We start from the raw sequence: 24,977 nt of genomic DNA on the forward strand, positions 1-24,977 counted from the left end.
CGATCGTGTGAGACGCTGCGCTAGATGGAGGAACGAGCCTTGTCGAGCAGCGAGGGTTGCTGGAGCACCTCGTGCTTTTCGCCGACGCGGCGCTCGGGGCCCATATAGGCGGAGTTGGTGTTGCGGCGCCGGTCCGGACCGAAATAGGTCTTGGTCTTGATGAAGGGCCGGGGATTGGCGACGACGTTGAGGATGCGCTGGTAGAGGCCCTTGGCGGAGATCGGCTTGGCCAGGAATTCGGTGACGCCGGCATCGCGCGCGACCGTGACGCGGCGTTTCTCGGAATGGCCGGTCAGCATGATGATCGGCGCGTAAGGATTGCCCTTGGATTCCGGCTGCCGGATCATCTGCGCGAGCTCGAGCCCGTCGAAGATCGGCATCGCCCAGTCGGTGATGACGATGTCGGGCACGTAATGGCTGTACATTTCCAGCGCGGTGGCGCCGTCCTCGGCCTCGTAAACCTCGCGCGCGCCGAAGGAGTGCAGCAGCGTCCGCAAGATGCGGCGCATGTGCGGATTGTCGTCGCAGACGAGGAAGCGCAGCTTGTTGAAATCGATGCGGAACATGACGCCTGGGCCGGAGCGGTCAACTTTCGTTAACCATATCGCGGCGGGGGTTAAGGAAGGGTTGCTGCCGGCATTTCGCGGAGTACGTGACGAGGGAAGGGAGTAATATCGGAATTCTGCCATTTTTTATTGTAAAACGATAAAAATATTCAATTTGAATGGGAGCTAGTCCGATGAGCGTCGTCGCGTTTCCTTTTCCTGCGCCGGTCGAGCCGCGGTTGCGGCGCATCGGACGGATCGTGGCCGTCGGTGCGCTCCTGTGCGTCGCCGGCGCTGTGCTTGCGGTGCCGCTGCTCTGGTCGAGCGACGAGATGCTCCGGCACTGGATCGCGACCCAGTCCGCGCTGGGGGCGCGGCCCTTCACGCTCAACCTCGGTACGCGTCTCGCCGGTGCCTTGATCAGCCTGATCGGACTTGCGCCTGTCCTCTACGCCTTGTTGCAGCTCTCGATGCTGTTCTCCCGTTTTGCGCGCGGCGAGGTCTTCGTGACCGACAACGCCTGGCGCATCCGCTGGATGGGCCTCGCGCTGACCGCCAACGCGTTGATGTCGCCGCTGGTGCAGATGCTCACCACGATCAACCTGACGCGGGCCAACCAGCCGGGCCAGCTCGTGGTCATGTTCGGCATCGAGCAGTCGCATGTGCTGTCGGTGCTGAGCGGCCTCGCGCTCGTCGCCTTCGCAACCGTGATGGCCGATGCCGTTCGCATGTGGCACGAGAACAGCGAGATCATCTGACCATGCCGATCATCGTCAACCTCGACGTCATGCTCGCCAGGCGCAAGATCAGGTCGCGTGAGCTTGCCGCGCGCATCGAGCTCACGGAGGCGAACGTCTCCCTGCTGAAGTCGGGCAAGGTGCGCGGCATCCGCTTCGACACGCTCGAGCGGATCTGCGCCGTGCTCGACTGCCAGCCCGGCGATATCCTGGAATATGTCCCCGACAGCGCGGACGACGCGCTGGAGCCGCGCGGGGCCGGCCGGAAATCGGCCTAGCCAATCCTTCAAGTCCAGACTGGAGATGCCTGCGATGAACTGCCTGGCGCGCGCTCTTGCGAGCGCGGCCGCGCTCATGCTTGCCGGTTGCAGCTCGGTGCCGCTGACATCGATCCCGCCGCTTGCCCGCATCGATGCCAGGACGACGGATCTGTCGATGCTGCGCGTCGCCGTGCAATTGCCTGACGCGCTGCGGCCACGTTCGGGCGGCGTCAAGCTCGACGTTGTCACCAAAGTGGCCGGCGAGGCCGAGACCAGGAAGAGCTTCGCCATGATGGAGATGAGCGACCCGCGAGATCGCGCCAGCCTGCCTGCGCCGCCGCAGGGCTCCTCAACCTACGCCTATCGCTTGTCGCCGGGCGATGCTGCGCGCTTCGAGGCGCTGCGTGCGTCGATGGTCGAGCAGGGGAAGGAAGGCAAACGCGGGTCGATGGGGCTCGGCGTGGCAGCCAGGGAATTCTGTCGCGCCAACGCGGCGTCGCAGGCATCGCTGCCTGTCACGATCTATCTGATGACGTCGGAGACGAAGAGCTTCGTTCCCGTCGTCAGGGATTTCGATCTGCTCGGTGATCCCGCCATGGCGGGCGGCCTGGAATCGATTCAGCCTTGCGGCCAGTGATCCGCGCCGGCGCTCAGTAACCGAACTGCTCGCGCAGGATGCGCTCTTCCAGGCTATGGCCAGGGTCGAACAGCATGCGCATCGAGATGGTCTTGTCGGACAGCACCTCGACGCGGCGGACGTCGCGCACCTCGTCATGGTCGGCCACCGCCGCCACCGGCCGCTTGTCGCCCTCCAGCACCTCGATCACGACGTAAGCCGTATTGGGCAGGAGCGCGCCGCGCCAGCGGCGCGGGCGGAAGGCGCTGATCGGCGTCAGCGCCAGCAGCGCGGCGTTGATCGGCAGGATCGGTCCCTGCGCGGACAGATTGTAGGCGGTGGAGCCGGCGGGCGTCGCGACCATGATGCCGTCGGCAATCAGCTCAGCCATGCGCTCGCGCTCGTCGATCAGGATCCGCAGGCGCGCGGCCTGGTAGGTCTGCCGGAACAGGGCGACCTCGTTGATGGCGTGATGCAGGTGGACGCGGTCGTTGACGTCGGTGGCGCGCATCAGGAGCGGGTTGATCTCGGATTCCTGCGCCGCCTCGAGACGGGCGCGAAGGTCGACCGTCGAGTACTCGTTCATCAGGAAGCCGACGGTGCCGCGGTGCATGCCATAGATCGGCTTGCCCGAGTGCATGTTCTGGTGCAGCGTCTGGAGCATCAGTCCGTCGCCGCCGAGCGCGACCACGACATCGGCGTCCTTCGGGTCGCAATTGCCATAGTCCCGTGTGAGCTGGCCGAAGGCGGTTTGCGCCTCGCTGCTTGGGCTCGCGACAAAGGCGATCCGGTTGTATCGCGCTGGCTTGGTCATGGCTTCCGGGCAGGGCCGCTGGCTGGAGAAAGTTCCGCCGGGCTCGTCTATACGACCTGGGCCTGCATTGTCGAGAAGGACCGCTGTTCAAGGCAAACAGCGTCCATCCCGATTCAGGGCAAATCCGGGTCGATTTGTGCCCGCCCGGCTTCTTCAGGCGCCACCGGGCCGGCTATCCCCCAAACCGTCGCAATTTCTCGCTAGCTTTGCGATGCTCGCCGGCTCTCGCAGCCGGGCAAGGAGAACGATCATGGTCATGCGTTTGCCGGCGCTCCGCCGCGCGGCCCTGGTACTGGCGGTGTCGACTTTCGCGCTCGCCGAATTTGCCCGCGCGGACGATCCGCCGCAGCCGCGCGCCGAGACGACGGCCCCCGCGGGACAGAAGGGTGGGCGCGGCGGCAACGCGCCAGGCGCGTCACAGGGTTCATCGTCCGCCGCCGAGCCGCATCGTCTTCCGTCGGATTCGACCACGAAGCAGACGCTCGATCTGCCGGGCCGTGCTCTCGACTTCACCGCGACTGCCGGCTCGATCCGCGTGTTCGACGGCAAGGGTGAGCCGCTCGCCGACATCGCCTATACGTCCTATGAGCTCGATGGTGCCGACCGCGCGACGCGCCCCGTGACGTTCCTGTTCAACGGCGGTCCCGGCGCGTCCTCGGCATGGCTCCAGTTCGGCGCTGCGGGGCCGTGGCGGCTGCCGCTTGATGGCGAAGCCCTGTCGCCGTCCGCCTCACCCGATGTGAAGCCGAATGCGGAGACCTGGCTCGACTTCACCGATCTCGTCTTCATCGATCCCGTCAGCACCGGCTACAGTCGCTTCGTTGCCAGCGGCGAGGACGCGCGCAAGTCCTTCTACTCCGTCGACGGCGACGCCAATTCGATCGCGCTCGTGATCCGCCGCTGGCTGGAGAAGCACGACCGGCTGACCTCGCCGAAATATGTCGGCGGCGAAAGCTATGGCGGCATTCGCGGGCCGAAGGTCGTGCGCCAGTTGCAGCTCCAGCATGGCGTCGGCGTCAGGGGATTGATCCTGGTGTCGCCGCTCCTGGACTTCCGCGAGTTCACCGGCACGAGCCTCCTGCAATATGTCGCGACGCTGCCGAGCTATGTCGCGGTGGCGCGCGAAGCCAAGGGGCCGGTCAAGCGCGCCGATCTCGCCGACGTCGAGGCTTACGCGCGGGGCGAGTTCCTGGCCGACCTCGTCAAGGGCGAGGCGGACAAGGAGGCCACCAATCGCCTTGCCGACAAGGTCGCCGAGCTCACCGGGATCGATCAGGCCGTGAGCCGCCGGCTCGCCGGCCGTTTCGACGTCGGTGAATTCCGCCGCGAGTTCGACCGCAAGAACGGCAAGGTGACGGGGCGCTACGACGCCTCGGTGCGGGGCTATGATCCCTATCCGGATTCGAGCAGCTCCCGGTTCGGCGATCCCTCGGGCGATGCGCTCCAGGCGCCGCTGACGAGCGCGGCGGTCGATGTTCTCACGCGCAAGCTCAACTGGCGGCCGGATGGCTCCTATGAAGTCCTCAACGGCGCCGTCGAGGGCAATTGGGATTTCGGCCGCGGCATCAACCCGCCGCAGTCGGTGTCGGAGCTGCGCCAGATCCTGGCCACCGACGGAAAGCTGAACGTGCTGGTCGCGCACGGCCTGTTCGATCTCGCCACGCCCTATTTCGGATCGAAGCGGGTGCTCGACCAGCTCCCGGCGTTCGCCACGCAGCGGGTCAAGTTCGTCGTCTATCCCGGCGGCCACATGTTCTATTCGCGCGACGGCTCGCGGCAGGCGTTTCGGAGCGAGGTCGAGGCTCTTATCCGAGAGTAGGCCGCCGCTTGCGCGGTGGATATCTCCGCGCGATCTCGCGCGCCACGACACGCTCCGGCTTGATATTGGCGCCGGCGATCCAGATGTCGCTGACCTTGCCGCGCGCGTCACGGGCGCGGCGCACCGGCTCGCCGTGGCTGGAATAGCCGGCAGCCCAGGCGAGCTTGCCGGTGTCGCGGCCGGTGACCTCGATCTCGGCGGCATCCATGAACGGATTGATGAACTGCGGATTGGCGACCAGCACGCGGTTGCCCGCAGGGACGAGATCGGTTGCGCCCCAGATCGTCCACCAGCGGCCAGTCCAGTCGCGCACGCGGCGGTCGGGTGCGCCGCGAGTCCTGAACACGCGCAGGATCTGCATCGCGCCGTCCATCCAGAAGGGCGCCGCGCCGTCGATCGAGTTGCTGAGGATGCTGATCGCGAGCTCGCAAGCGGGGATGGAGCAGGTCCGGGAGATGTAACCCTGAAAATGGCCGCCATGGCCGAACCAGTCCCAGCCGTCGGTTTTGCCGGCGTTGATGCCAAGGCCGTAATAGGCCTCGAAACTCTGCGGGATGCGCCAATGATGCCGGGTCATTTCGCGGCGGCTTGCGACTGAGAGCACGCTCTTCCTGGCGTTGGGCGCAAGCTGCGCGAAGAAGCGGGCCGTATCGCCGGCGGTGGCGGCGAAACCCGTGGCAGACGCCATCGCGTGCGTCGGATTGTCGCCGGGGATCACGCAACGCTCGCCCAAGGGCACTTTTCGCGTGTGGCCGCGCGCGAACGATGCGCCCTTCGGAAGCGGCGCATCCGGCTCAGTCTCGCGCAGGCCTGCGGGCTCGATGATCTCGCGCTTGATCCAGGCGGAGTAGGGCTCCTTCGACACGGCTTCGATGACGAGGCCGAGCAGGCCAAAGCCGTGGTTGGAGTATTTGAAGCGCGTCCCCGGCTCGATCGCGGTCGGCAGCTTCAATTCCGCGAACAACTCCCTGGCGTTGAGATAGGGGCGGTTGTCGATGAACTGCCCGGAATCGGCGCCATCGCGCGTCAGCCCCGCGCTGTGCGAGAGCACCTGCGCAATCGTCGTCTCGGCGACGCGCGGATGCAGGCCGCCGACATGTTGGCCGACCGTGTCGTCGAGCCGCAGCTTGCGCTGGTCGCGCAGCTTCATGATGCCGGCGGAGGTGAAGCTCTTCGAATGCGAGGCGATGCGGCAGCGGTGGCGCGGGGTGAGTTTCTCGCCAGTGTCGAGATTGGCAACACCAAAGGCGTGCTCGGCGACGATCTCGCCGCGATAGGCGAATGCGACGATGACGCCGGGCTGCTGGATTGTCGTCAGTTGGTATTCGATCCAGGAGCCGATGTAGTCGATCGCGGATCGCAGCCACGTATCCATTGCGCACCAATTTGCGAGGGGAGCACTTGATGCGAGAGGCTAACCGAGAAAGCGGAACGGGCACAACCCCGAGGTTGTGCCCGTTCGTTTCGTTCGAGGATGCGGTGTCTCAGTAGACGAGCGTCGCGCCGGTCGGCTTGTCGAGCGCCGCGGCGAGCGAGCGATACTCGGAGCTGTCGGTGCCGGCGAGCGAGGCGATCTTGTTCAGGTGGTACTGCGCCTGTTCGCGGTTGCCCTGCTCGAGCTGCCAGAGGCCGTAATACTGCCAGGTGCGGACGTGGTTCGGATCGTCCTTCAGCGCGATCTCGTAATAGACCTTGGACGACTGATAGTCGCCGAGCTTGCGATAGGAGTAGCCGATCAGATTGGCGACGTCGGCGACGTCGTCGCGCTCGAGCGACTTCAGCTGGCCGATCGCGCTCGTGTAGTCGTGACCGTCGTAGATCGTGGTGTAGGCGGTGCGATAGGCCGCGAGGAATTTGGGATCGCTGATGGAGGAGCTCTTCTTCTTCCCCTTCTTGGCCGAGCTGTCCGACTTCGGCGGCGGCGAGGGCTCGTCGCTGCCCGCGGCGTAGGCGCTGGTCAGCATCGGTCCGGCGGCCAACGCCATCGAGACAAGCCCCGGTACCAGAAGCATGGAAAGTTTGCGCATCTATCTTCTCCCGTATGGAACGTGGCGATCCTACACGATTGCCCAAAGACCGGAACACCCATCGGGCAAAAACATTCCCGCTTCGCACGATCTATTCGCCCCTCCGCAGATGACAAACTTGTCATCGAGATGAACAGAAGCCTGCAAGGGACTTCAGACTGGGTTCAGCGCGCGCCGCCTAGGCTCCCACCCACGATCGAAGAGTAGGCGAGAGGGCGCCGCCTCAAGATCCTTCCAAGAGGAGACCACCCATGTTGAAGACCATTTCCGCAGCCTTGCTCGCCGCTTCCGTAATCGCAGCCCCGGCCTTCGCCGCTGAAGCCGGCAAGACCACCACGACCGCGCCGGTGATCAAGGCGGACCAGAGCCAGACCAAGGCGTCGACGACCGCCGCGAAACCCGAGGCCGGCGTCAAGGCCGACACGAAGGCCGCCGACGTCAGGGCGGACGCCAAGGTGGATACCAAGTCGAAGGCGATGAACGCCAATGCCGCGGTCACGCCCGACGAGCACAAGGCCGTGCGCACGCATCGCCACCACAACAAGCATCTGTCGGCCAAGAAGTCGCTGAAGGCGCAGCCTGACGTGACCAAGCCGGCGGCCATCGACAAGCGCAGCTAACGACTGATCCGGCGCGGCGGCATCCCTGGCATTGCCCGCCGCCGCGTGCGGAATTCAGGCCCGGCCCGTCGTCTCGGCGTCAGCGCGAAAGCGCGGGCGCCGGCGGCGGGCCGGTGCGTTATTTGCGCAGCCTGCGAGCAGGAGCGAATTCCCTTCGTGCAACCTTGGAGCTAGAACATCCTCCGAGTCTGATCGAGCGGAGAGCGTGGCCTGTGGGGCGATTGGCGAAGCGTGCGGTGATCTTGGCGTTGGTTCTGGTCTTGCCGCTGGCGCTCGCGGCATGTTTCGGCAGCGACGGTGATCGTCCATCCCTGATGGGGGGGACCCAGGCGGGAGGGCCGCAACCGTTCCCCGACAATTTTCGCAGTGACACGCTGGCCTTGATGCGCGCTTACCTCAACAATCCCGTCGGCGTGCGCGAGGCCACCATGGCCGATCCGGTGCTGCGCGAGATCGGCGGACGGCAGTTCTACGTCGCCTGCCTGCACTTCACGCCACGCGAGACCGACGGCAGCTACAAGGGCATGCGCGAACGGGCCGCCGTCTTCGTCAACGGGCGGGGCGACCGCATCGTCGATCGCGCCGGCGAGCTCTGCGCCGGTGCGGTTTACGCACCCTTTCCGGAACTGGAAAAGATGGCGCGGTAGCGCAAAGCCGGCCTTCATCGGCAGGTGCTAGGACAGGGGCCGCCGGAGCCGCTGGATCACAATTTGGCGAGCTTTGAACGGGGCTGGTTTGCCTTGCGACAGATCGTTACAGCCCGCCTTGCGCAGACGGCGAAAACAGTCGGTGCAAGCAGGTGTGACGGAACTAAATCGCGTTGTTGCCACCCCGTCACAGTTACAAACGATCAACGTTCCGGCATCGCCGCGAAGCAACCTAATTCACGCCACGTTGTTTCCTGAGTGTCGAATTTGAAAGAACGGGGATGATCATGAAGACGATCTTGCTGGGCGCCGTTGCTCTGCTGGCGCTGGCTGCACCGGCCGCCGCGGCCGACATGCAGCCGCGCACCTATACCAAGGCGCCCGCCTATACGCCGCCGCAGGTGATCTACAACTGGACCGGTTTCTACATCGGCGGCCATGTCGGCGGCGCGTTCGCGGGTGACAGCAGCTTCCAGTCGAGCGACGCCCGTTTCCTGGGCGGCGTGCAGGGCGGCTTCGACTACCAGTTCGCGCCCAATTGGGTGGTGGGTATCGAGGCCCAATATTCTTGGCTGCCGACCAACAACAACGGTGTCGCGTTCCCGCTGGGGACGCAGGTGACGTCCAACACCGACCAGCTCGGGTCGGTGACCGGCCGCATCGGCTACACCTGGGGACCGGCGCTGGTCTATGCCAAGGGCGGTTACGCTTGGCGTAATGGCGGCCTCGGCGTCAACGTCGCCGGCGTGGCGCAGCCCTTCACCGCCACTGGCAACAACAAGGACGGCTATACTGTCGGTGCCGGCCTCGAATACATGTTCGCACCGAGCTGGTCGGCCAAGGCCGAGTACCAGTATTACAACTTTGGCAGCACGACCTTCACCTCCGGTCCGGCCGACGTCGTCGGCGTCCGGGGTCGGGAGGACGAGCATACCGTCAAGGTCGGTGTGAACTACCGCTTCGGCTGGGGCGGACCGGCGGCCTCGCGCTACTGACGCCCAACAGCGACCACGACCTGACAAGGGCCGGCTCACGCCGGCCTTTCGTTTGCCAGGCCCTTGTTTGCCTGCCTGTTGTTTGCTTTGCGTGAACCATCTGGCGCGTCATTTGCAAGCAAACGGTCTGGCGCGCGCGTTCTCACGCGCGTCATGGGACTGGCGTAAAGCAAAAATAATTTTTGCCGCCTACGGAACTCGCGCTCCGGAAGGCGTTATATGAGAATTACCGGGCTGGTGGGACGACGGACATGCGTATCTTTGTGTCGGCAGTAGTGCTCTCGTGCTTCTCCCTGCCGTGCGCCGCACAGACAATCCTCAAATCCGAGCCTCTGATGCTGGCACCCTATGAGGTGGCCTTCGTCAGGGACGCTTCCTGCCCATCCGGCAAGGTGCTGAAGGTAACGGGCGCGATCCGCGGGCTGCACCGCCGCAAGGCCTGCGTGGTGCTGGCGGGCGAGCAGGCCTCGCTGGCGACCGCGACCCCCTGAGAGATCCCTTCCTGAGATACGTTGGGCTTGCGGCCGAACCTCAGGAATTCAGCTCAAGCTCCATCCTCGACTGCTGTTCGGCCTCGGCCTTGTTTCTGGCTGGGTCCTCGCCCTGGGCGGCCCGGCAGGGCTTGATCTCGTAATCATTGTCCAGGACCCGGCGCGGCCCGTGGCGCTGATCGTCGGTGCTGACATCCACGACGAGGCCGCTTTGCTGCGCGAGCTGCCAGACGTCGGCTTCGCTGGGATAGGCCTTGCTGATTTGGGCGTCGTTGCAGAACAGGGCGTAGGGCATTCTTCCCGCTCCCGGAAAGCGCGTTAACGGCTTCACCGGGCAAGCGGTTCCGGGGCGATCACGGGGGCGTGATCGGGGCCGCGGGCCCTGAGTCTTTAACGAGTCCTGAATCCCAAAAAAAAGAATCCCTGGGACTCATTTGCCGGAATCAGCGGATGTTTTCGGCCATGACGACCGACCTCAAGACCTGCTGCGGGCACATGCTGCTGCCACTGACGCTGGGATTGCTCAGCGCCTGTGCGGCCAATCTCTGGTTGGTTTGGTCCTGGCTGTAGGTGTCTGATCGACCGCCGGCCTTAGTTTTCGCCTGGCGGACGGAGGGAGGGGTCACGAATGGCCGCGCGGAGCCTGGTCAGGGTCGCCGCGCAATACTCCTCCCGCTCACGCTCGAATCGCTCCTGATGCTTGCGGAAATTGGCGATGCGGGCCTGCATCTCGGAGCGGAAATCGCCGCTTGTCCGTGCTGGCGGGATCATGACGGGCGGGGCGTGCGGGACTGGCGGCGGCTTGATCTCGACCGCCAATGTCTCGACCGCCACGGTCTCGACGGTGACGGTCCCCACCGGCACGTCCGGTGCAGCCGTCGGTCTCTCCGGCGGATGGAAGTCGGCCTTCTTGCCGGTTACCGATTGGACGAAGGCCATTGTCTGCGCGATCAGTGCGTCGCGCTCGCTGATCCACTTCATGGTCCACCTCTGTTGGAGCTATTCCAGCAAAGCTGGCCGGCCGAATCAAGGAGGTGTCCGGCTGGGGATTGCATATTTTTCCCGCTCGCTCGACAGTGGGGAATGGACGTCAAATCAGATCAGTCGGACGAAGCGCAGGGCCTGAGGCTCGTCCGTGCGTTCTTGGCGCTGCCGCCCGACAAGCGGGCGGAGGTGATCGCGTTCGTGGAGGAGTTGGCGCGAGCCCAGGGCCGGCCCGAGGCGGGCACGGAGGCATCGCCGACGTGAGCGCTATCGCTCGCGCGGGTTGATGTTGGGTTCGAACGGCGCCCCGACCACCCGGACCGGTGTCGGAGCCGTAACGTCGATCGCCGCGCGTTCGGCGACCTGCGTTGCCGGAGCCGGCCCTGGTGCCAGCTCGAACAGCGCAACGGTGCCGGCCAGGGCGACACAGCACAGCGTCACCGTCGCCAGCAGAAACATGTTTCGGTTTTCTTCCTTGATCCGCATGGGCCGACAACGGCTGACGCCGGCGACCGGTTCCGGTCGATCCTGTCCGGATCGCGCCCCCAAAATGGGCGGAAGCTTACGTGAAGCTTACGTCGCCACCCCGAATAGTTATTTTTCCGTAAGACTACTCGGGGATTTGGCATCAAATTTTAACGTCCGCCGGTTCCAATGCCCGTTGCTGGGATTATGCGTCGGCAGAAGCATCGGGGCGGCTGTAATGAGCTTTTTGAACAATCTGAAAATCGTGTGGAAGGTCGCACTGATCGTGGCGGTGATGGGATGCGCGATGCTCGCCGTCGCCGGCTTCGCCGCGCGTGAACTTTCGGCGACCGTCGACGGATTTGCCGAACTCTCCGCCTCGCAATCCTCCGCGCTCAACCTGACGCGCGCCCAGCGCCGCGCCGAGACCTATCATGCCGCGCTCTATGCGGTCTTCACCGAGGCGACGGAGGCGGGCAACGCTGGCCGTCTCAAGATTGCGAACCAGAACCGCAACGAAATCGGCCAGTACCTCGATGCAGCCGTGCAGGACGACCCGTCGCGCGCCAGCCAGGTCAAGAGCATCGGGGACCAGCTGAAGGCCGCGTTCGCCAGCTGCGATCCGGTACTTCAGGCCGGCGCGCAGGCAAGCAGCGTGGAGGAGAATGCCAAGGCCGCCGAACGTGCGCACAAGGAGTGCGATCCGGTGCTGGACGCGGCCCTCGCACGCATCGTCCAGTTCGTGACCGAGTCCGCACAGGCGGTCAGCAACCGCAAGGAAGCCATCAACCGCGACGCCAGATCCGCGACCTGGACCGTGATCGGCGTCAGCGCCGGCGGCCTGATCGTCGGCATCGCGATCGCGCTGTTCATCGGCCTCAATGCGATGTCCCGGCCGATCGCCCGGCTCAAGCTCGCCATGGAGGGTCTCGCCCGCAACGATCTCAAGACCGAGGTGCCCGAGAAAGACCGGAGCGACGAGATCGGCGACATGGCCAGGACCGTCGAAGTCTTCAAGACCAACGCGCTCGAGGTCGAACGTCTCAAGGCTGGGCAGCTCGAGATCGAGAAGCAGGCTGCGGAGCAGCGCCGTCGTGACATGGTCAACCTGGCCGACGGCTTCGAACGTGCAGTCGGCGAGATCATCGAAACCGTCGGGTCCGCTTCCACCGAGCTCGAAGCGTCGTCCTCGACGCTGGCCACCACCGCGCACCGCGCGCAGGAGCTGACCTCGGTGGTCGCGGTCGCTTCGGGTGAAGCCACCGGCAACGTGCAGTCGGTCGCGACCGCCACGGAGGAGCTGTCGTCCTCGGTCAACGAGATCAGCCGGCAGGTGCAGGAATCCGCGCGGATGGCGGGCGAGGCCGTCACCCAGGCGCGCACCACGACCGAGCGGGTCAGCGAGCTCTCGATCGCGGCGACGCGGATCGGCGATGTCGTCGAGCTGATCAACACCATTGCCGGCCAGACCAACCTGCTGGCGCTGAACGCCACGATCGAGGCGGCACGTGCCGGCGAGGCCGGCCGCGGCTTCGCGGTCGTCGCCTCCGAGGTGAAGACGCTCGCCGAGCAGACCGCGAAGGCGACCGGCGAGATCAGCCAGCAGATTTCCGGCATCCAGACCGCGACCCAGGAATCCGTCAACGCGATCCGCGACATCTCCGCGACGATCGAGCGGCTATCGGAGGTGTCGTCCACCATTGCCGCGGCCGTCGAGGAGCAGGGCGCCGCCACCCAGGAGATCTCGCGCAACGTGCAGCAGGCCGCTCACGGCACCCAGCAGGTCTCCACCAACATCACCGACGTGCAGCGTGGCGCCGCCGAGACCGGCTCGGCGTCCTCGCAGGTGCTTTCGACCGCCAAGATGCTGGCGACCGACAGCAACCGGCTGAAGGACGAAGTCGGAAAATTCTTGCGGACCGTGCGCGCGGCGTAAGTGTGCGCGGCGGCACTCGTCCGCCGCGCTCACCGCGCCTAATGCGGAAGCAAGAGGCCGAGCGCGAACACCAAGAGCATGGCCGTCATGACGACGGCCGTCACGGCGCCGGCAACGATTTTGGCCTTCTCTTTGCTGGTGGTCGGGCGCATCGGATGCGCAGGCTACCTGATGTTGAACTCTGATCCAATCCGTGGTCAGTAGCCGCGCAGCGCGATGCGCGCGGCCGACTCCATTCCCGAAGGTCGCCCCATGAACGAGGACGTCAGCGACGGCTGGACCGCGTCCGCGGCCGCCTGGATCGTCGAGCAGGGAGAAGACGGCGACTATGGCCGCCGCTTCGTCCTGGACGCGCCGATGCGGGCGCGGATCGAAGGGCGCGGCTTTCGCGATGCGCTCGACGTCGGCTGCGGGGAGGGGCGCTTCTGCCGCATCATGCAGCGCGTCGGCATCCGCACCACCGGCCTCGATCCGACCGAAGCGTTGCTTGCGCGCGCCAGGGAGCTGGACCCGACCGGCAACTATCGGCTCGGCCGCGCCGAGACGATGGAGCTGAGTGCGGAATTCGACCTGGTTGTCAGCTATCTCAGCCTGATCGACATGCCCGACCTCGGCGCGGCCATCGCGAAGATGGTGGCGGCGCTGCGGCCGCGCGGCACGCTGCTGATCGCCAACCTGACCAGCTTCAACACCGCGGGCCAGCCCGACGGCTGGACGCGGGACAGCGAGGGTATCCCGCGCTTTTCGATCGACCACTACATGGAGGAGCGGCCGATCTGGGTGAGCTGGCGTGGCATCCGGATCCAGAACTGGCATCGTCCGCTCAGCACCTACATGACGCTGCTGCTCGATCACGGCCTTCAGCTGCGTCTGTTCGTCGAGCCGGAGCCCGCAGGCGGCGATCCCGAGAGGAATGCCGTTCATCGCCGCGTGCCCTATTTCCACATCATGGAGTGGCGGAAGCCGGCGTGAGGGAAGCGGCTGGCGATTTCGGAGGCGACGCGTTGGCTGTATAGTGTGCTTGCGACGGAATCTTGACGCGAGTCCCGCCCGATGATCACCAATCGTCCACCCGTGCTCGCCCATGAGCGCTTCGTTGCGGACTGCGAGAACTTTGCCGGCCTCGATCTCGCCGCGCGGTTCGAGCGGATTGAGCGGACCAATCTGTGGGGCGCGGCCACATCCGTCTCGGGCCTCGGCTCGGAGGACCCGGCGACCGCCGCGATCCGGGAGGAGCTTCCTCCGCTGCTGCAACGGCTCGGCGCGCGCTCGCTGCTCGATGCGCCCTGCGGCGATGCCGGCTGGATCGGCCGCATCAAGCTCGACGTCGACTACACCGGCATCGACATCGTGCCGTCGCTGATCGAGACCAATCGCCGGCGCGTGGCCGGCGGCGAGTTGTCCGGCCGGTTTCTCGTTGCCGACGTCACGCGCGATGCGCTGCCGCGCGCAGATGTCATCCTGTGCCGGGACTGCCTGGTTCATTTGAGCTTCGACAACATCGCCCGCGCCGTTGCCCGCTTTGCCGAGAGCGGCGCGGGCTTCCTGGTGGTCACGACGTTTCCCGAATGGGATGCAAATCGCGATTGCGCGGATGGCGATTGGCGCGCGCTGAACATGGAGAAGGCACCATTCAACTGGCCGTCGCCGCGCGCGCTGATCAACGAGCGTTGCGAGGAGGGCGGTGGCGGCTGGCGCGACAAGAGCCTCGGGCTTTGGCGGCTGGATGAACTGCCCGATCGTATCCGCGTGGCCACGGCGATGTGACGGACGCGGGCGGAACGTCCATTGCGTCCGCGATCGCACTGGCGGTACACTTCAGGTTGTGTGACGCGATCTTTGGGTCGCGTGTCGACGATGCCGGAGAACGCCATGAGGCCGAGTTTTGTCGTAGCGGCTCTGTTGATCTGGTGCTCCGCGCCGGCACTGGCGCAGCAGGACGGCGCCGCACTCTACGCAGCGCACTGCGCGCAATGTCACGATGCCGGCGATGCCCAGAACCGCGCGCCCGCGCGCGGCGCCATGCAGGCGATGTCGTTCGATCACGTGCTGGGGACGCTGACCTCCGGCAGCATGGCCGCGATGGCAAAGGAGCGCAGCGACGACGAGCGTCGCGCGATTGCTGCTTTCGTCACCGGCAAGGCCGCAATCAACAGCGCATCCGACGGGCAGGGCCGCTGCACGCAGCAGATCAGCGGCTTTCCGCAACCGCTCGACGGTCCACGCTGGAACGGATGGGGCGTCGACCTCAACAACAGCCGCTTCCAGCCGGCCGACATGGCGGGGCTGACCGCGGCGCAGGTACCGCGCCTGCGGCTGAAATGGGCCTACGCGTTTCCCGGCGCCTCGGTGTCCTTTGCGCCGCCGACGATCATGGGCGGCCTGCTGTTCATCGGCGGCACCGACCGCAAGGTACATGCGCTCGACGCGCGAACCGGCTGCACGCTGTGGACGTTCGCGATCGATGCGGCGGTGCGCGCCGCGATCACGGTCGCGCCGCTTCCCGGCTCCGATCAGTTCGCGATCTTCTTCGGCGATTTGCGCGCCAACGCCTATGCCGTGAACGCGCTGACGGGGGCGTTGATCTGGAAGACGAAGGTCGAGGAGCATCCGGCCGCGCGCATCACCGGCGCGCCGGTGCTGCATTCCGGCGTGCTCTACGTGCCGGTGTCCTCGCTCGAGGAAGCCGCCGGCTCGCAAGCCTCTTACGAATGCTGCACCTTCCGCGGCAGCGTAGTGGCGCTGGACGCCGCGACCGGCAAGCCGGTCTGGCAAGCCTATACGATCCCGGAAGTGCCGCATCCGACCGACAAGAACGCGAGGGGCGTGCAGCTCTTCGGCCCCTCCGGTGCCGCGATCTGGTCGGCGCCGACGATCGATGTGAAGCGCGGCGCGATCTATGTCGCGACCAGCAATTCCTATTCGAATCCGCCATCGGCGACGAGTGACGCGATTCTCGCCTTCGAACTTGCGACGGGAAAGCTGCTCTGGAGCCGGCAGGCCACGCCGAAGGACGCTTATGTCGTGGCATGCTACGGCGTGGACAAGACCAATTGTCCCGAGGATCACGGACCCGACCACGATTTCGGCCAGTCGCCGATCCTGGTAACCCTGCGCGACGGCAGGCGCGTTCTTGCCATCGCACAGAAATCCGGCGTCGTGCACGCGCTCGATCCCGACGATGGTGGCAAGATCCTGTGGCAGACGCGGATCGGGAAGGGCGGTGCGCTTGGCGGCAGCGAATGGGGCTCGGCGGCCGATCAGGACCGCATCTATGTCGCGAACTCCGACGTGCGTTTCCTGGGTGACGGCACCAGACGTCTCGACTCCACGCAAGGCGGCGGCCTGTTCGGGCTCGATCTCGCCAGCGGGACAGTCGTGATGGAGGTGCCTCCGGTCGCCTGTGGCGATCGTCTCCAATGCAGCCCCGCGCTTTCGGCGGCGGTGAGCCTGATCCCCGGCGTCGTGTTCTCCGGCGGCGTCAGCGGCTTCCTGCGGGCCTATGCCAGCGACAGCAAGCTGCTCTGGGAGTTCGACACCGCGCAGGACTACAAGGCCGTCAACGGCGTCCCGGCCCATGGCGGCGCGATCGACGGTCCCGGACCGGTCATCGCCGGCGGTATGCTCTACACCAATTCCGGCTACGGCCAATGGAGCGGCGTCGCCGGCAACGTGCTGCTGGCGTTCGAAGTGGGGACGGAGTGACCGCGAGGCAGGGAGGCGCGATGATCGATGCCCGATGCAGTTGTGGCGCCGTTGCATTGTCGCTCGCGGGGCCATCCCGCGCGGTCGTTGCTTGTCACTGCATGGACTGCCAGCGCCGAACCGGTGCGCCCTTCGGCGTCGGCGCGTTCTACGCGGCTGAGGCCGTCACGATCTCGGGGACCCCAGGCGAATACGTTCGCAAGGCCGCGAGCGGCGGCAACGTCCGCAGCTATTTTTGCACCCATTGCGGTTCGACGGTCTACTGGAAGGCGGACAATCTGCCAGGGATGATCGGCGTCGCCGTCGGCGCGATGGCGGACCCGAATTTCCCGGCTCCGCTAAGATCGGTTTTCGAGCAGTCGAAACATGGCTGGGTCGAAATCAACGGTGCGGAGCACTTTCAGCAAAGCAGTGCGCCGAAGAATGCAAGCTGAGGTTTCCGCCTCAAGCGCGGGCGCCGGCTGAGGGGATTGAACCCCCGACCTTCAAGGCGATCTACGAAGCTCGACCGCTGACCTCGGCAAGCTGAGGTCGGAAGAGCATCAACCAGCTCGTCGACGGCCGCTGGAATAGCCGGCAATAGGAGACTCTCCAAAATGCTAGGCTTGCCACATAAGTCACCTTGCCGCGCGGTGAAAAACCGCGCGACGATGAGTAGCATTGCTTTTTTGATCGCCCAGTTCGTTCTTCTTGGAGAGCAGATCCTGTCGATCGTGGGTGCGCTCTCGCGAGAGGCCAGCACATGATTGAGCTTTGGAACAAGTGGTACGGGACCTTGGCCTCTGTCGAGGCGCTGGCAGCCGTCGTCGTTATTGCCGTGGTGACCGCTGGCATTCTTACGCTAATTGAGAGTCAGCGGCATAGGACAAAACATTGATGGGGAGACGTCGGAAAACGGTCAGCTAGACCAGAGCGTTCAGCAGGTGAGGGGCGTTCAAAAATGCTCCTATTCAGGAGGATCAAATGATCCTTTCTCGTGCAAGTTGGACAAACAGGAATGCTCCTTCGCGGGAAGCATTTTGCATATGCGCGGTGTTGAGCATACTGGTCGCAGCTCCTGCATTCTTGATGATACTCCTGCTGGATTCCCAGCTCGTCTTACCAGCGCTCAGCATTCTATTTTTCTCAGACGCGATGATCACTGCGCTCTTGGCTTGGGCAAAGTCGGGAAATGCGACATTAGAAAATGTAACGCTATGGGATGTCGCCGGGGCGCTGACCATGATGGGTTGTGCCGCGGCGATTCTTGGCGAACCAGATCAAGTCGCACTGCTTTTCGAGCAACCGGTCAGACTACATTCGGACGCGGCTCTAGGCGATAGCGCTAGCCCCTGATAACCGGTGGCGTTGGACCCCCGTTTCTTGGTGGCAGGTATCGGTCAACCGATCCGATAGACGTATGCGATCTCGCTTGCAGCTGCCCATTCCCCTGCGGCGGGGACATGACCCGTGCCTGATTATTTCGATACAGATGTCCTTAGCGTATTCTTGCAGATCGTTCTGATCGACCTGGTGCTCGCTGGCGATAACGCCATCGTCATCGGTCTTGCTTCAGCCGGACTTCCTGAGGCGCAACGAGGCAAGGCGATTTTCATCGGTATTATTGCCGCGACGATACTGCGCGTCTTACTCGCCGGGTTGGCGACGCAAATCCTCCAGATCGTCGGCCTCTTGCTCGCTGGCGGGATCCTGTTGTTGTGGGTATGCTGGAAAATGTGGCGAGAGTTGCGCACATCCTCCACAGGGCCAACGGGTGCGATGGACGCCGCCGGAGCAATTGCAGGCAGCAAAGCTCGCAAAACACTCGCTCAAGCGAGTTGGCAGATTGTCGTGGCCGACGTTTCCATGTCTCTCGACAACGTTCTGGCCGTGGCAGGGGCAGCACGCGAGCATCCGATGATCTTGATTTTCGGCCTGGGGCTTTCCATCGCGATGATGGGCGTGGCCGCTTCTTTCATTGCGCGCCTTCTGCAAACTTATCGATGGATTGCTTACGTCGGTCTAGCCGTCATCCTTTATGTGGCGGGTGACATGGTCTTTCGCGGGACGTTGGATGTCATCAACGTTGCGTCGATATGAGATGCTGTTTCACCCTAGGTATCCTAAGTCGTCAGGCAGAATTCGAACGCGGTACGCATAGGCTGCAAATGAGGTGTGAAAGCCCGCAGAAGAAAGGGCCGCCTTTGTGGGGCCGCCCTGTCCAAAGTCTATCGACGCCGGTCAAAAAAATTAGGTTAGAGCAAAGCCAGCCCCGGGAAATGAAAACAACTAAGGATACAAGCGCCGCGCCCGGTTGAGGGACATCGAAATAAAACAAGCTAAGCGCTGGTGCCGGCTGAGGGGATTGAACCCCCGACCTTCGGTTTACAAAACTGGTCCGACAGTTTTCGCGGGCTTGCCTGTTGTTTCTAGAGATAAACAAAATCCCTTGTAAATAGGCCGTATCCCCTTATCTTGCTTTCACCGTGTTGCCGCGGGATGGCCCTGGTTTTCCGTTCTGGTGGCTTCTCAGAGGCTACTTTTGAGGGAAAGACCGAATGCCGATGGTTCGATTGGGCGCGTCATCACTAAGGATCAAGCCGGAGTTTCCACCGACCAATCGAGGCGCCAACCGGTACGTCATTTACTGGGACACAGAGCTTAAGGGCTTTGGCCTGAAGATCACCGAGAATGGGCACAGGGCGTGGATTGTTGAGTATCGGCCTGGCGCGGGAGGTAGGGGCGTTTCTAAGAAAAGAATAGTACTGGGCTCGGCCTCCACATTAACCGCCGAGAAGGCGCGCAGGGCCGCTAAGGATGCGCTGGCAAACGCCAGAGTCGGCGATGACCCTGCGACAGCGCGAGCCGACGGGCGTGCAGCGATAAGCGTATCAGACTTGGCCGATGCATTCATTACTGACCACGTGGAACCAAAGCGGAAGGATCGAACGGCGTCGACATATCGCCGGTTGATCGATGATTTTATCAAACCGAAGCTGGGAACCGCGCGTGCTGTTGACCTTACCCGCGCTGAGGTCGCCAAGCTCCACCTATCACTGCGTAAGACAGCGGTCACGGCTAATCGTGCCATTGCCGTGCTGAGCGCTATTTATTCGTTTGGCGACGCGCGCGGACTTGTGCCGGAAGGGACGAACCCGACCAGGAAAATTGAAAAGTACAAAGAACAGAGCCGCGAACGCTTCCTGTCGGTCGAAGAATTCCAGCGGCTCGGGGCCGCATTGCGGGACGCCGAGACCCGCGGCATTCGATGGGAGCCGGACCCTGTCAAGAAAGCTAAGCATGCTCCTAAACCTGAAAACCGCGCCGTCGTGGTCGACCAGCACGCCGTTGCTGCCATTCGTCTATTGTTACTGACCGGTGCGCGCCTGCGGGAAATCTTGCACCTCCGGTGGCTGGATTGGGACAAGCAGCGCGGTTTACTCAATCTGCCCGACTCCAAGACTGGCAAAAAGTCCCTCGTTTTAAATGATGCTGCCACGGCTGTGTTGAAGAACCTGCCGAAGCTGGGGCGCTATGTCATTGCGGGCGAAAGCGCCGGCCAAAAGGACGAGCGGCCGCGCGCAGATCTGAATAGGCCTTGGCGCGCAATTCGCCGTCGCGCTGGACTTGAGGATGTCCGCCTGCACGACCTGCGGCACTCCTACGCTGCAGTCGGTGCGGGTCAGGGATTGGGTTTGGTGCAGATCGGCGGCCTGCTGGGGCATTCCCAGCCGAAGACCACAGCCCGATATGCCCACCTTGCCAACGCACCACTGCGCGCGGCAACCAATATAATCGGCGACACGATCGCCAGTGCGCTTGGGGGTAAGTAATGGCGGCCCTTCCGAAGTCGTTTGATCTGGAAGCGATGAGACTCCGTGTGCGCCTTCATCAGGGAGAACGGGATTCGGTGAAGCAGCGCTGCGCAGAAATCCTAGCTGGGAGCAAAACCCGCCCCGAGATTCAGAAGCTCGCCGACGAACTTGCCAAGGCTTGCCGCGGCAGACCGAGAACTGGCGCGAAATACTTGTGGTTTGAAATCGGCGAACGGGACGGGATTCTTCGCGTCGAGGGCCATAAGTATGAGGTTCGGCTCAGGCTACTGGGTGAGGAGTTCGACCTGCGCGACGAATCGAAGATCAAGACCGCCTTGGCTCTCTATAAGAAGGCCATGGACGAATACGACGCGATCGCGCGCAAGGGCTAGTTTCTTATTTTAAGCAACCATCTTTCCTATTATAGGCAACTAAGATCATAGGCCGATACGGCGCATACTCCTTCCAACGTCGCGACTCTCGCGGCAAATGTGGAGGAAATGATGCACAATCTTCGGGTCGCGGAGGCGGCCGAACTCCTTAGACTTTCGAAGTCGACACTCGATAAGCTCCGCTGTCATGGCGGGGGGCCGACCTATTTCAAACTAGGGCGAGCGATTGTCTATGCGCGGGCCGACCTAGACAAATGGATGCTGTCTCGGCGACGGAATTCTACCGCTGTTGCAGCCAATAACAACGCGTGCAAGACGGTGGCTGCGTGAGGAGCCCTCAGGAGAACCACGCCATCATCGCCGCGGTCACGCCGGAGCTTTTTCAAACAGGTATGAAAAAGGGTCGGGGCATGGCTCGGACCTCGCTCGACCTCATCGATGCGATGCGCGACATCGCAGAGGAGGTTCGGCCCGTCACAGGTCGCGGTATCGGCTACAAGCGGTTTACCCGCCGCCTTATTACGTCAATGTCCACCAACAATATGCAGAAGGTATATCGCCTTCTGCGTGTCGCTCGGGAACAAGGCACGATTCCTTGGGACTGGATTGTCGACGAGACCCGCGAGCTTGAGCGTGTATCAGCATGGAGCGACCCTGCCGAGTACGCTCGCTCTGTCGCTTGCTCCTACCGGCGTGACGTCTGGGACCAGCAGCCCTGCAGGGTCGAGGTGTGGTCCGAGAAGGGTACTGTTCGCGGTGTCTTAAAGCCCGTCCTGGACCAGTACGTGGTCGGCTTTCGTGTTCAACACGGTTTCAGCAGCGCGACTGCCGTGCATGATGTTGCAGCCGATACCGATGGCCGCGACCTGGTCGTTCTATACGTCGGCGACTACGACCCCAGTGGCATGTACATGTCGGAGCACGACCTGCCGCAGCGGCTGCGAGAGTACGGCGGCGACCACGTCAGGTTCAGGCGCATTGCCCTCACCGATGAACATGTGCAGGGGCTGCCGTCATTCGCGGCGGACGATAAGAAGAAGGACCCGCGTCATAGCTGGTTCAAACATCACCACGGCACCGAGTGTTGGGAGCTGGATGCCATGGACCCACGCGACCTGCGCGATTGCGTCGAGAGCGCCATCGTTGAGTTGATTGAACCCGCAGCTTGGGAGCGTTGCGAAGTCGTCAACGCCGCAGAACGAGAATCTCTGCGCGACATCCTCGTCATGTGGAAGAGTCCGAACTGAGGGCGGCTGGCTTTTTCAAACCTGTTTGAGAATAAGCGTCGCTTGAGGGGCGCCGCTTAGCTCGATCGGCCTCTAGCCGAGAGCACCGTTCCGAAGGAGCAATCCCACACATATTTTGTTCGTCGCGCTTTTAGTGTCCCGTCCCAAAACTCGCACTAGTACTCCCAGACATGGAGGTCAGGATGACGCCGCAACTAAACTTCCACCGCGACACCAAGCCGATCAAGATCCCTGGTTCTTACAACCTTTACTACGACCCCGTCCAGACCGACCGCGAACTGACGAAAATGTTTCAGATGGGAGATGACTATTTTGATGAGGATAGTCGCTACACACGCGCGACTAGGCGCTGATCTTGCCCGAGCCGACGTTGAGGTTCTGCCCGGCCTCGCACTCTTCGGTGTTCGCATCCTTCGCGCAAACGATGGCGACTATCGGGCCTTCGCCCAGGGTGCATCGTTCAACCGCGACATGGTGAAGTCAATTGCAACTCTGATCATGGGCGAATGCCAACGTGTCAACGCAAGCTAACTCAGTCTATAGGGACGACTGCACGATGCACAGCACTGCCATATCTAACGACAATGTTATTAACGCCGGGTTCGGTGCAAACGACAATCGGCGTGAGCCAGATGCAGGTGTACAGCCGACCGAGGACGCGGTCGCTAAGGTGTTCGCCAACAGTTACCGGAACCAACTACGCTATTGCCACACGGCTGGCGCATGGTTTGAATGGACCGGATCGCATTGGTGCAAGGACGAAACGGGGATCGCCTCCCATTACGCGCGGGTGATGGCGCGCGAGATGTCTAAGACGTGCACGAGCGCGAAGGTGCTTGCAAGTATCAGGAAGAGGTCGTTCGCAAGTGGCGTAGAGAACTTTGCGAAGAACGAACCTATGCTAGCCAGATCCTACCGTGCTTGGGACATCGACCCGTTCCTTCTGGGAACGCCGGACGGTACAGTTGACCTGCGCACTGGCAAGCTGCGCGCAGCGGATCCTGCCGACTGCATCACCAAGGTGACTTCCATTGCTCCGTCCGATAGGGCCGACTGTCCGCGGTGGCTCGCGTTCCTTGACCAGGCGACGGGCGGCGACCGGGAGATGATCCGCTTTCTGCAACAATGGTGCGGCTATTCGCTGACCGGCGACACGCGCGAGCACGCGCTTGTTTTTGCTTACGGTCCCGGCGGAAACGGCAAGTCGGTTTTCCTCAACACCGTGTCGCACATCATGCTGGATTACGCGACTACATCATCAATGGATACGTTCGTTGAGTCCCGCGGCGATCGTCATCCGACCGATCTTGCCATGCTTCGCGGCGCGCGCCTGGTGACCGCCAGCGAAACTGAGGCTGGCAAGAACTGGGCGGAAAGCCGCATCAAGTCGCTGACCGGCGGCGATCCGATCACGGCGCGCTTCATGCGCCAAAACTTTTTCACCTTCATGCCGCTGTTCAAGCTGTGTATCGTCGGCAATCACCAGCCGCGGCTCCAGAATGTCGACGACGCAGCCCGTCGACGGTTCAACATCATTCCGTTCATTCAGAAGCCCGAAAAACCTGATCGCCAGCTCGAGTCCAAGCTTCGCGATGAGGCGTCCGGAATTTTGCGATGGATGATTGATGGTTGTCTTGATTGGCAGCAAAACGGACTGGTGCGGCCGACATCAATCGTGGAAGCGACCGAAGCATATTTCGCGGAGCAAGATGTCTTTGGGCAGTGGCTGCGCGATATGTGTCGCGTCGACCATGGCAGTCGGAGTCTGTCGGAGTTTCAGGCAGATTTGTTCGAGTCGTGGACGAAATACGCGGAGGCAGCAGGCGAGAAGCCCGGCAGCCGCATTGCCCTGGGAAAGGCGCTGGAAAATCGTGGCTTCGCTAAAAAATCAACGAAGCGTGGAGTAATGCATTTCGGCGTTCAGCTTACGAAAGCCGAGCGCGAAAATCACCACGACAGCCGGGGTGATGAGTGATGAAAAGTGATCACTTTTTCCATAATCGGCCCTACGCGCGCGCGTAGCAAAGTAAAATGGGAAAAGTCGTCACCAGTCGTCACCTCATCACCACTTGTTTTTCGATTGGACAACTATGCTCAATCTAGCCCTATCCCTAGCCGCGGCAGGCCTCCCGGTATTCCCCTGTCGGCCTGAGAACAAGCGGCCCTATACGTCGAACGGCTTTAAATCCGCGACCGTCTTCCCACACATCATCAATCGCTGGTTTACCGATTGGCCCGATGCCCTTGTCGGCATGCCAACCGGCGAGCGCACGGGTTTGTGGGTGCTGGACATGGACGCGCACAAGGGCGCCACCGAAGCCGACCTGCCGCACGACGTGCCGCCGACCACGACCGTGCGCACGCGCTCCGGCGGCAGGCACTTCTATTTCCGTCATGTCGGGCTGGGTAATTCACAGGGCAGGTTGCCGCACGGCTGGGATGTACGTGGAACTGGTGGCTATTGTTTGGTTGCTGGCAATCCGGGCTATACGCTGGAAGTCGACATGCCGCCTGCCAACGCGCCTGAATGGCTGGTGACGCTTATCCGACCCCCGCCCGAGCCAGCCTTATCAGCCGCAAAGCCATGACCGCTACGTTGACGCCGCTGTGCGCGCAGAGCTTGCCGCGCTAGCCGGCGCCGCACCCGGTACGCGCGGCACGCTGCTGAATCGCACGGCCTTCACGCTAGGCACATTCGTCGGCGCCGGTGCTCTAGACCGTGGCGAGGCCGAACATGGACTATTTGATGCCGCGCACGGCTGCGGGTTGATTGCGCTGGACGGCGAGCGAGCGGTGCGGGCAACCATCCGGCGTGGTCTGGACGCAGGCACCAGACAGCCGCGCGCACTGCCGGAGCGGGACGACACGCCGCTGGTGGACGTG

The 24,977-nt window shown here is 63.3% G+C and carries 30 protein-coding genes; 23 read left to right on the forward strand and 7 right to left on the reverse strand.

From position 1 onward, the window contains the following. Positions 1 to 20: 20 nt before the first annotated feature. Positions 21 to 566, reverse strand: coding sequence for a response regulator (locus QJT78_RS25495; RefSeq protein WP_008549760.1), 546 nt, complete (start codon positions 564 to 566; stop codon positions 21 to 23). A 173-nt stretch (positions 567 to 739) separates the two neighbouring features. Here QJT78_RS25495 and QJT78_RS25500 point away from each other — a divergent pair, with 173 nt between their 5' ends. Genes QJT78_RS25500 through QJT78_RS25510 form a run of 3 tightly spaced genes read left to right on the forward strand, consistent with a single transcriptional unit; the run spans position 740 to position 2,179 of the window. After that, a complete protein-coding gene (locus QJT78_RS25500) occupies positions 740 to 1,303 on the forward strand; it encodes a DUF2975 domain-containing protein (protein WP_028150228.1) in 564 nt (187 codons plus the stop codon). 2 nt (positions 1,304 to 1,305) lie between these two features. After that, positions 1,306 to 1,560, forward strand: a complete 255-nt coding sequence (locus QJT78_RS25505) for a helix-turn-helix transcriptional regulator (protein WP_049807677.1) — start codon at positions 1,306 to 1,308, stop codon at positions 1,558 to 1,560. Between the two features lie 34 nt (positions 1,561 to 1,594). After that, the gene (locus QJT78_RS25510) at positions 1,595 to 2,179 is read left to right on the forward strand and encodes a hypothetical protein (RefSeq protein ID WP_038943600.1); all 585 of its coding nucleotides are present in this window, start codon (positions 1,595 to 1,597) and stop codon (positions 2,177 to 2,179) included. A 13-nt stretch (positions 2,180 to 2,192) separates the two neighbouring features. Here QJT78_RS25510 and QJT78_RS25515 read toward each other — a convergent pair whose 3' ends face one another. Next, complete coding sequence (locus QJT78_RS25515; RefSeq protein ID WP_028150226.1) at positions 2,193 to 2,972, reverse strand: NAD kinase; 780 nt, start codon at positions 2,970 to 2,972, stop codon at positions 2,193 to 2,195. 250 nt (positions 2,973 to 3,222) lie between these two features. Here QJT78_RS25515 and QJT78_RS25520 point away from each other — a divergent pair, with 250 nt between their 5' ends. Beyond that, positions 3,223 to 4,791, forward strand: coding sequence for a peptidase S10 (locus QJT78_RS25520; RefSeq protein ID WP_038952867.1), 1,569 nt, complete (start codon positions 3,223 to 3,225; stop codon positions 4,789 to 4,791). Here the strand turns inward: QJT78_RS25520 and QJT78_RS25525 are convergent. Both QJT78_RS25525 and QJT78_RS25530 read right to left on the reverse strand, forming a co-directional pair. Further along, entirely contained in the window at positions 4,778 to 6,166 is a 1,389-nt protein-coding gene (locus QJT78_RS25525; RefSeq protein ID WP_028150224.1) for a serine hydrolase domain-containing protein, read from the reverse strand. The two genes, QJT78_RS25520 and QJT78_RS25525, sit on opposite strands and share 14 nt — an antisense overlap. 109 nt (positions 6,167 to 6,275) lie before the next feature. Continuing rightward, a complete protein-coding gene (locus QJT78_RS25530) occupies positions 6,276 to 6,818 on the reverse strand; it encodes a tetratricopeptide repeat protein (RefSeq protein ID WP_028150223.1) in 543 nt (180 codons plus the stop codon). A 251-nt stretch (positions 6,819 to 7,069) separates the two neighbouring features. Between QJT78_RS25530 and QJT78_RS25535 the strand changes: the two genes are divergently transcribed. The 4 genes from QJT78_RS25535 to QJT78_RS25550 all read left to right on the forward strand — a co-directional run bounded on the left by QJT78_RS25535 (position 7,070) and on the right by QJT78_RS25550 (position 9,571). Further along, positions 7,070 to 7,438, forward strand: coding sequence for a hypothetical protein (locus tag QJT78_RS25535; RefSeq protein WP_028150222.1), 369 nt, complete (start codon positions 7,070 to 7,072; stop codon positions 7,436 to 7,438). Positions 7,439 to 7,650: 212 nt separating this feature from the next. Next, positions 7,651 to 8,085, forward strand: a complete 435-nt coding sequence (locus tag QJT78_RS25540) for a hypothetical protein (protein ID WP_028150221.1) — start codon at positions 7,651 to 7,653, stop codon at positions 8,083 to 8,085. Between the two features lie 287 nt (positions 8,086 to 8,372). Then, positions 8,373 to 9,080, forward strand: coding sequence for an outer membrane protein (locus QJT78_RS25545; RefSeq protein ID WP_028150220.1), 708 nt, complete (start codon positions 8,373 to 8,375; stop codon positions 9,078 to 9,080). 251 nt (positions 9,081 to 9,331) lie between these two features. Beyond that, positions 9,332 to 9,571, forward strand: coding sequence for a DUF6719 family protein (locus QJT78_RS25550; protein ID WP_038943596.1), 240 nt, complete (start codon positions 9,332 to 9,334; stop codon positions 9,569 to 9,571). A 40-nt stretch (positions 9,572 to 9,611) separates the two neighbouring features. Here QJT78_RS25550 and QJT78_RS25555 read toward each other — a convergent pair whose 3' ends face one another. Both QJT78_RS25555 and QJT78_RS25560 read right to left on the reverse strand, forming a co-directional pair. Next, the gene (locus QJT78_RS25555) at positions 9,612 to 9,866 is read right to left on the reverse strand and encodes a hypothetical protein (protein WP_028150218.1); all 255 of its coding nucleotides are present in this window, start codon (positions 9,864 to 9,866) and stop codon (positions 9,612 to 9,614) included. A 296-nt stretch (positions 9,867 to 10,162) separates the two neighbouring features. After that, positions 10,163 to 10,552, reverse strand: a complete 390-nt coding sequence (locus QJT78_RS25560; protein ID WP_028150217.1) for a hypothetical protein — start codon at positions 10,550 to 10,552, stop codon at positions 10,163 to 10,165. Between the two features lie 102 nt (positions 10,553 to 10,654). On the opposite strand from QJT78_RS25560, the gene QJT78_RS25565 reads away from it, so the two are divergent. Then, positions 10,655 to 10,819 (forward strand): hypothetical protein, encoded by a 165-nt coding sequence (locus tag QJT78_RS25565; protein WP_193375949.1) that lies wholly within the window; start codon positions 10,655 to 10,657, stop codon positions 10,817 to 10,819. A 3-nt stretch (positions 10,820 to 10,822) separates the two neighbouring features. Here the strand turns inward: QJT78_RS25565 and QJT78_RS25570 are convergent, their stop codons facing one another. Next, the gene (locus QJT78_RS25570) at positions 10,823 to 11,041 is read right to left on the reverse strand and encodes a hypothetical protein (RefSeq protein WP_049807676.1); all 219 of its coding nucleotides are present in this window, start codon (positions 11,039 to 11,041) and stop codon (positions 10,823 to 10,825) included. Positions 11,042 to 11,258: 217 nt separating this feature from the next. Here QJT78_RS25570 and QJT78_RS25575 point away from each other — a divergent pair, with 217 nt between their 5' ends. The 14 genes from QJT78_RS25575 (at position 11,259) to QJT78_RS25640 (ending at position 24,682) form a co-directional block, all read left to right on the forward strand. Next, positions 11,259 to 12,956, forward strand: a complete 1,698-nt coding sequence (locus tag QJT78_RS25575) for a HAMP domain-containing methyl-accepting chemotaxis protein (RefSeq protein ID WP_028150215.1) — start codon at positions 11,259 to 11,261, stop codon at positions 12,954 to 12,956. A gap of 252 nt (positions 12,957 to 13,208) precedes the next feature. Continuing rightward, positions 13,209 to 13,928 (forward strand): class I SAM-dependent methyltransferase, encoded by a 720-nt coding sequence (locus QJT78_RS25580; RefSeq protein ID WP_028150214.1) that lies wholly within the window; start codon positions 13,209 to 13,211, stop codon positions 13,926 to 13,928. A gap of 81 nt (positions 13,929 to 14,009) precedes the next feature. Continuing rightward, positions 14,010 to 14,723: a class I SAM-dependent methyltransferase gene (locus QJT78_RS25585; RefSeq protein ID WP_028150213.1), complete on the forward strand. Its 714-nt coding sequence runs from the start codon at positions 14,010 to 14,012 to the stop codon at positions 14,721 to 14,723. Between the two features lie 105 nt (positions 14,724 to 14,828). Continuing rightward, positions 14,829 to 16,661, forward strand: a complete 1,833-nt coding sequence (locus QJT78_RS25590) for a PQQ-binding-like beta-propeller repeat protein (protein WP_038943595.1) — start codon at positions 14,829 to 14,831, stop codon at positions 16,659 to 16,661. A 20-nt stretch (positions 16,662 to 16,681) separates the two neighbouring features. Then, positions 16,682 to 17,095, forward strand: coding sequence for a GFA family protein (locus QJT78_RS25595; protein WP_028150212.1), 414 nt, complete (start codon positions 16,682 to 16,684; stop codon positions 17,093 to 17,095). A 529-nt stretch (positions 17,096 to 17,624) separates the two neighbouring features. Continuing rightward, the gene (locus QJT78_RS25600) at positions 17,625 to 17,996 is read left to right on the forward strand and encodes a hypothetical protein (protein ID WP_028150211.1); all 372 of its coding nucleotides are present in this window, start codon (positions 17,625 to 17,627) and stop codon (positions 17,994 to 17,996) included. Between the two features lie 114 nt (positions 17,997 to 18,110). Next, complete coding sequence (locus QJT78_RS25605; RefSeq protein ID WP_028150210.1) at positions 18,111 to 18,740, forward strand: TerC family protein; 630 nt, start codon at positions 18,111 to 18,113, stop codon at positions 18,738 to 18,740. 458 nt (positions 18,741 to 19,198) lie between these two features. After that, a complete protein-coding gene (locus QJT78_RS25610) occupies positions 19,199 to 20,473 on the forward strand; it encodes a site-specific integrase (RefSeq protein WP_028150209.1) in 1,275 nt (424 codons plus the stop codon). Beyond that, a complete protein-coding gene (locus tag QJT78_RS25615) occupies positions 20,473 to 20,847 on the forward strand; it encodes a hypothetical protein (RefSeq protein ID WP_028150208.1) in 375 nt (124 codons plus the stop codon). Before QJT78_RS25610 ends, QJT78_RS25615 begins: the two co-directional genes overlap by 1 nt. 111 nt (positions 20,848 to 20,958) lie before the next feature. Continuing rightward, entirely contained in the window at positions 20,959 to 21,177 is a 219-nt protein-coding gene (locus QJT78_RS25620) for a helix-turn-helix domain-containing protein (RefSeq protein WP_080586614.1), read from the forward strand. Between the two features lie 80 nt (positions 21,178 to 21,257). After that, a complete protein-coding gene (locus QJT78_RS25625) occupies positions 21,258 to 22,094 on the forward strand; it encodes a hypothetical protein (RefSeq protein WP_085965523.1) in 837 nt (278 codons plus the stop codon). 182 nt (positions 22,095 to 22,276) lie between these two features. Further along, positions 22,277 to 22,447, forward strand: a complete 171-nt coding sequence (locus tag QJT78_RS25630) for a hypothetical protein (RefSeq protein ID WP_014494381.1) — start codon at positions 22,277 to 22,279, stop codon at positions 22,445 to 22,447. Between the two features lie 203 nt (positions 22,448 to 22,650). Next, positions 22,651 to 24,069 (forward strand): phage/plasmid primase, P4 family, encoded by a 1,419-nt coding sequence (locus QJT78_RS25635; protein WP_028150205.1) that lies wholly within the window; start codon positions 22,651 to 22,653, stop codon positions 24,067 to 24,069. Positions 24,070 to 24,184: 115 nt separating this feature from the next. After that, positions 24,185 to 24,682 (forward strand): bifunctional DNA primase/polymerase, encoded by a 498-nt coding sequence (locus QJT78_RS25640; RefSeq protein WP_240537613.1) that lies wholly within the window; start codon positions 24,185 to 24,187, stop codon positions 24,680 to 24,682. Positions 24,683 to 24,977: the final 295 nt, after the last annotated feature.

The organism is Bradyrhizobium sp. Mp27 (assembly GCF_029953005.1).
Classification (GTDB): domain Bacteria; phylum Pseudomonadota; class Alphaproteobacteria; order Rhizobiales; family Xanthobacteraceae; genus Bradyrhizobium; species Bradyrhizobium barranii.

Excerpts from the sequence above, each read along its gene's own strand:
- QJT78_RS25600 (WP_028150211.1), top strand. The coding sequence starts at position 17,625 with ATGATCCTTTCTCGTGCAAGTTGGACAAACAGGAATGCTCCTTCGCGG.
- QJT78_RS25530 (WP_028150223.1), bottom strand. The coding sequence starts at position 6,818 with ATGCGCAAACTTTCCATGCTTCTGGTACCGGGGCTTGTCTCGATGGCG.
- QJT78_RS25495 (WP_008549760.1), bottom strand. The coding sequence starts at position 566 with ATGTTCCGCATCGATTTCAACAAGCTGCGCTTCCTCGTCTGCGACGAC.
- QJT78_RS25570 (WP_049807676.1), bottom strand. The coding sequence starts at position 11,041 with ATGCGGATCAAGGAAGAAAACCGAAACATGTTTCTGCTGGCGACGGTG.
- QJT78_RS25510 (WP_038943600.1), top strand. The coding sequence starts at position 1,595 with ATGAACTGCCTGGCGCGCGCTCTTGCGAGCGCGGCCGCGCTCATGCTT.
- QJT78_RS25545 (WP_028150220.1), top strand. The coding sequence starts at position 8,373 with ATGAAGACGATCTTGCTGGGCGCCGTTGCTCTGCTGGCGCTGGCTGCA.
- QJT78_RS25520 (WP_038952867.1), top strand. The coding sequence starts at position 3,223 with ATGGTCATGCGTTTGCCGGCGCTCCGCCGCGCGGCCCTGGTACTGGCG.
- QJT78_RS25590 (WP_038943595.1), top strand. The coding sequence starts at position 14,829 with ATGAGGCCGAGTTTTGTCGTAGCGGCTCTGTTGATCTGGTGCTCCGCG.
- QJT78_RS25580 (WP_028150214.1), top strand. The coding sequence starts at position 13,209 with ATGAACGAGGACGTCAGCGACGGCTGGACCGCGTCCGCGGCCGCCTGG.
- QJT78_RS25550 (WP_038943596.1), top strand. The coding sequence starts at position 9,332 with ATGCGTATCTTTGTGTCGGCAGTAGTGCTCTCGTGCTTCTCCCTGCCG.
- QJT78_RS25585 (WP_028150213.1), top strand. The coding sequence starts at position 14,010 with ATGATCACCAATCGTCCACCCGTGCTCGCCCATGAGCGCTTCGTTGCG.
- QJT78_RS25615 (WP_028150208.1), top strand. The coding sequence starts at position 20,473 with ATGGCGGCCCTTCCGAAGTCGTTTGATCTGGAAGCGATGAGACTCCGT.
- QJT78_RS25610 (WP_028150209.1), top strand. The coding sequence starts at position 19,199 with ATGCCGATGGTTCGATTGGGCGCGTCATCACTAAGGATCAAGCCGGAG.
- QJT78_RS25555 (WP_028150218.1), bottom strand. The coding sequence starts at position 9,866 with ATGCCCTACGCCCTGTTCTGCAACGACGCCCAAATCAGCAAGGCCTAT.
- QJT78_RS25630 (WP_014494381.1), top strand. The coding sequence starts at position 22,277 with ATGACGCCGCAACTAAACTTCCACCGCGACACCAAGCCGATCAAGATC.
- QJT78_RS25640 (WP_240537613.1), top strand. The coding sequence starts at position 24,185 with ATGCTCAATCTAGCCCTATCCCTAGCCGCGGCAGGCCTCCCGGTATTC.
- QJT78_RS25505 (WP_049807677.1), top strand. The coding sequence starts at position 1,306 with ATGCCGATCATCGTCAACCTCGACGTCATGCTCGCCAGGCGCAAGATC.
- QJT78_RS25560 (WP_028150217.1), bottom strand. The coding sequence starts at position 10,552 with ATGAAGTGGATCAGCGAGCGCGACGCACTGATCGCGCAGACAATGGCC.
- QJT78_RS25625 (WP_085965523.1), top strand. The coding sequence starts at position 21,258 with ATGGCTCGGACCTCGCTCGACCTCATCGATGCGATGCGCGACATCGCA.
- QJT78_RS25595 (WP_028150212.1), top strand. The coding sequence starts at position 16,682 with ATGATCGATGCCCGATGCAGTTGTGGCGCCGTTGCATTGTCGCTCGCG.
- QJT78_RS25525 (WP_028150224.1), bottom strand. The coding sequence starts at position 6,166 with ATGGATACGTGGCTGCGATCCGCGATCGACTACATCGGCTCCTGGATC.
- QJT78_RS25535 (WP_028150222.1), top strand. The coding sequence starts at position 7,070 with ATGTTGAAGACCATTTCCGCAGCCTTGCTCGCCGCTTCCGTAATCGCA.
- QJT78_RS25635 (WP_028150205.1), top strand. The coding sequence starts at position 22,651 with ATGCACAGCACTGCCATATCTAACGACAATGTTATTAACGCCGGGTTC.
- QJT78_RS25500 (WP_028150228.1), top strand. The coding sequence starts at position 740 with ATGAGCGTCGTCGCGTTTCCTTTTCCTGCGCCGGTCGAGCCGCGGTTG.
- QJT78_RS25620 (WP_080586614.1), top strand. The coding sequence starts at position 20,959 with ATGCACAATCTTCGGGTCGCGGAGGCGGCCGAACTCCTTAGACTTTCG.
- QJT78_RS25565 (WP_193375949.1), top strand. The coding sequence starts at position 10,655 with ATGGACGTCAAATCAGATCAGTCGGACGAAGCGCAGGGCCTGAGGCTC.
- QJT78_RS25575 (WP_028150215.1), top strand. The coding sequence starts at position 11,259 with ATGAGCTTTTTGAACAATCTGAAAATCGTGTGGAAGGTCGCACTGATC.
- QJT78_RS25515 (WP_028150226.1), bottom strand. The coding sequence starts at position 2,972 with ATGACCAAGCCAGCGCGATACAACCGGATCGCCTTTGTCGCGAGCCCA.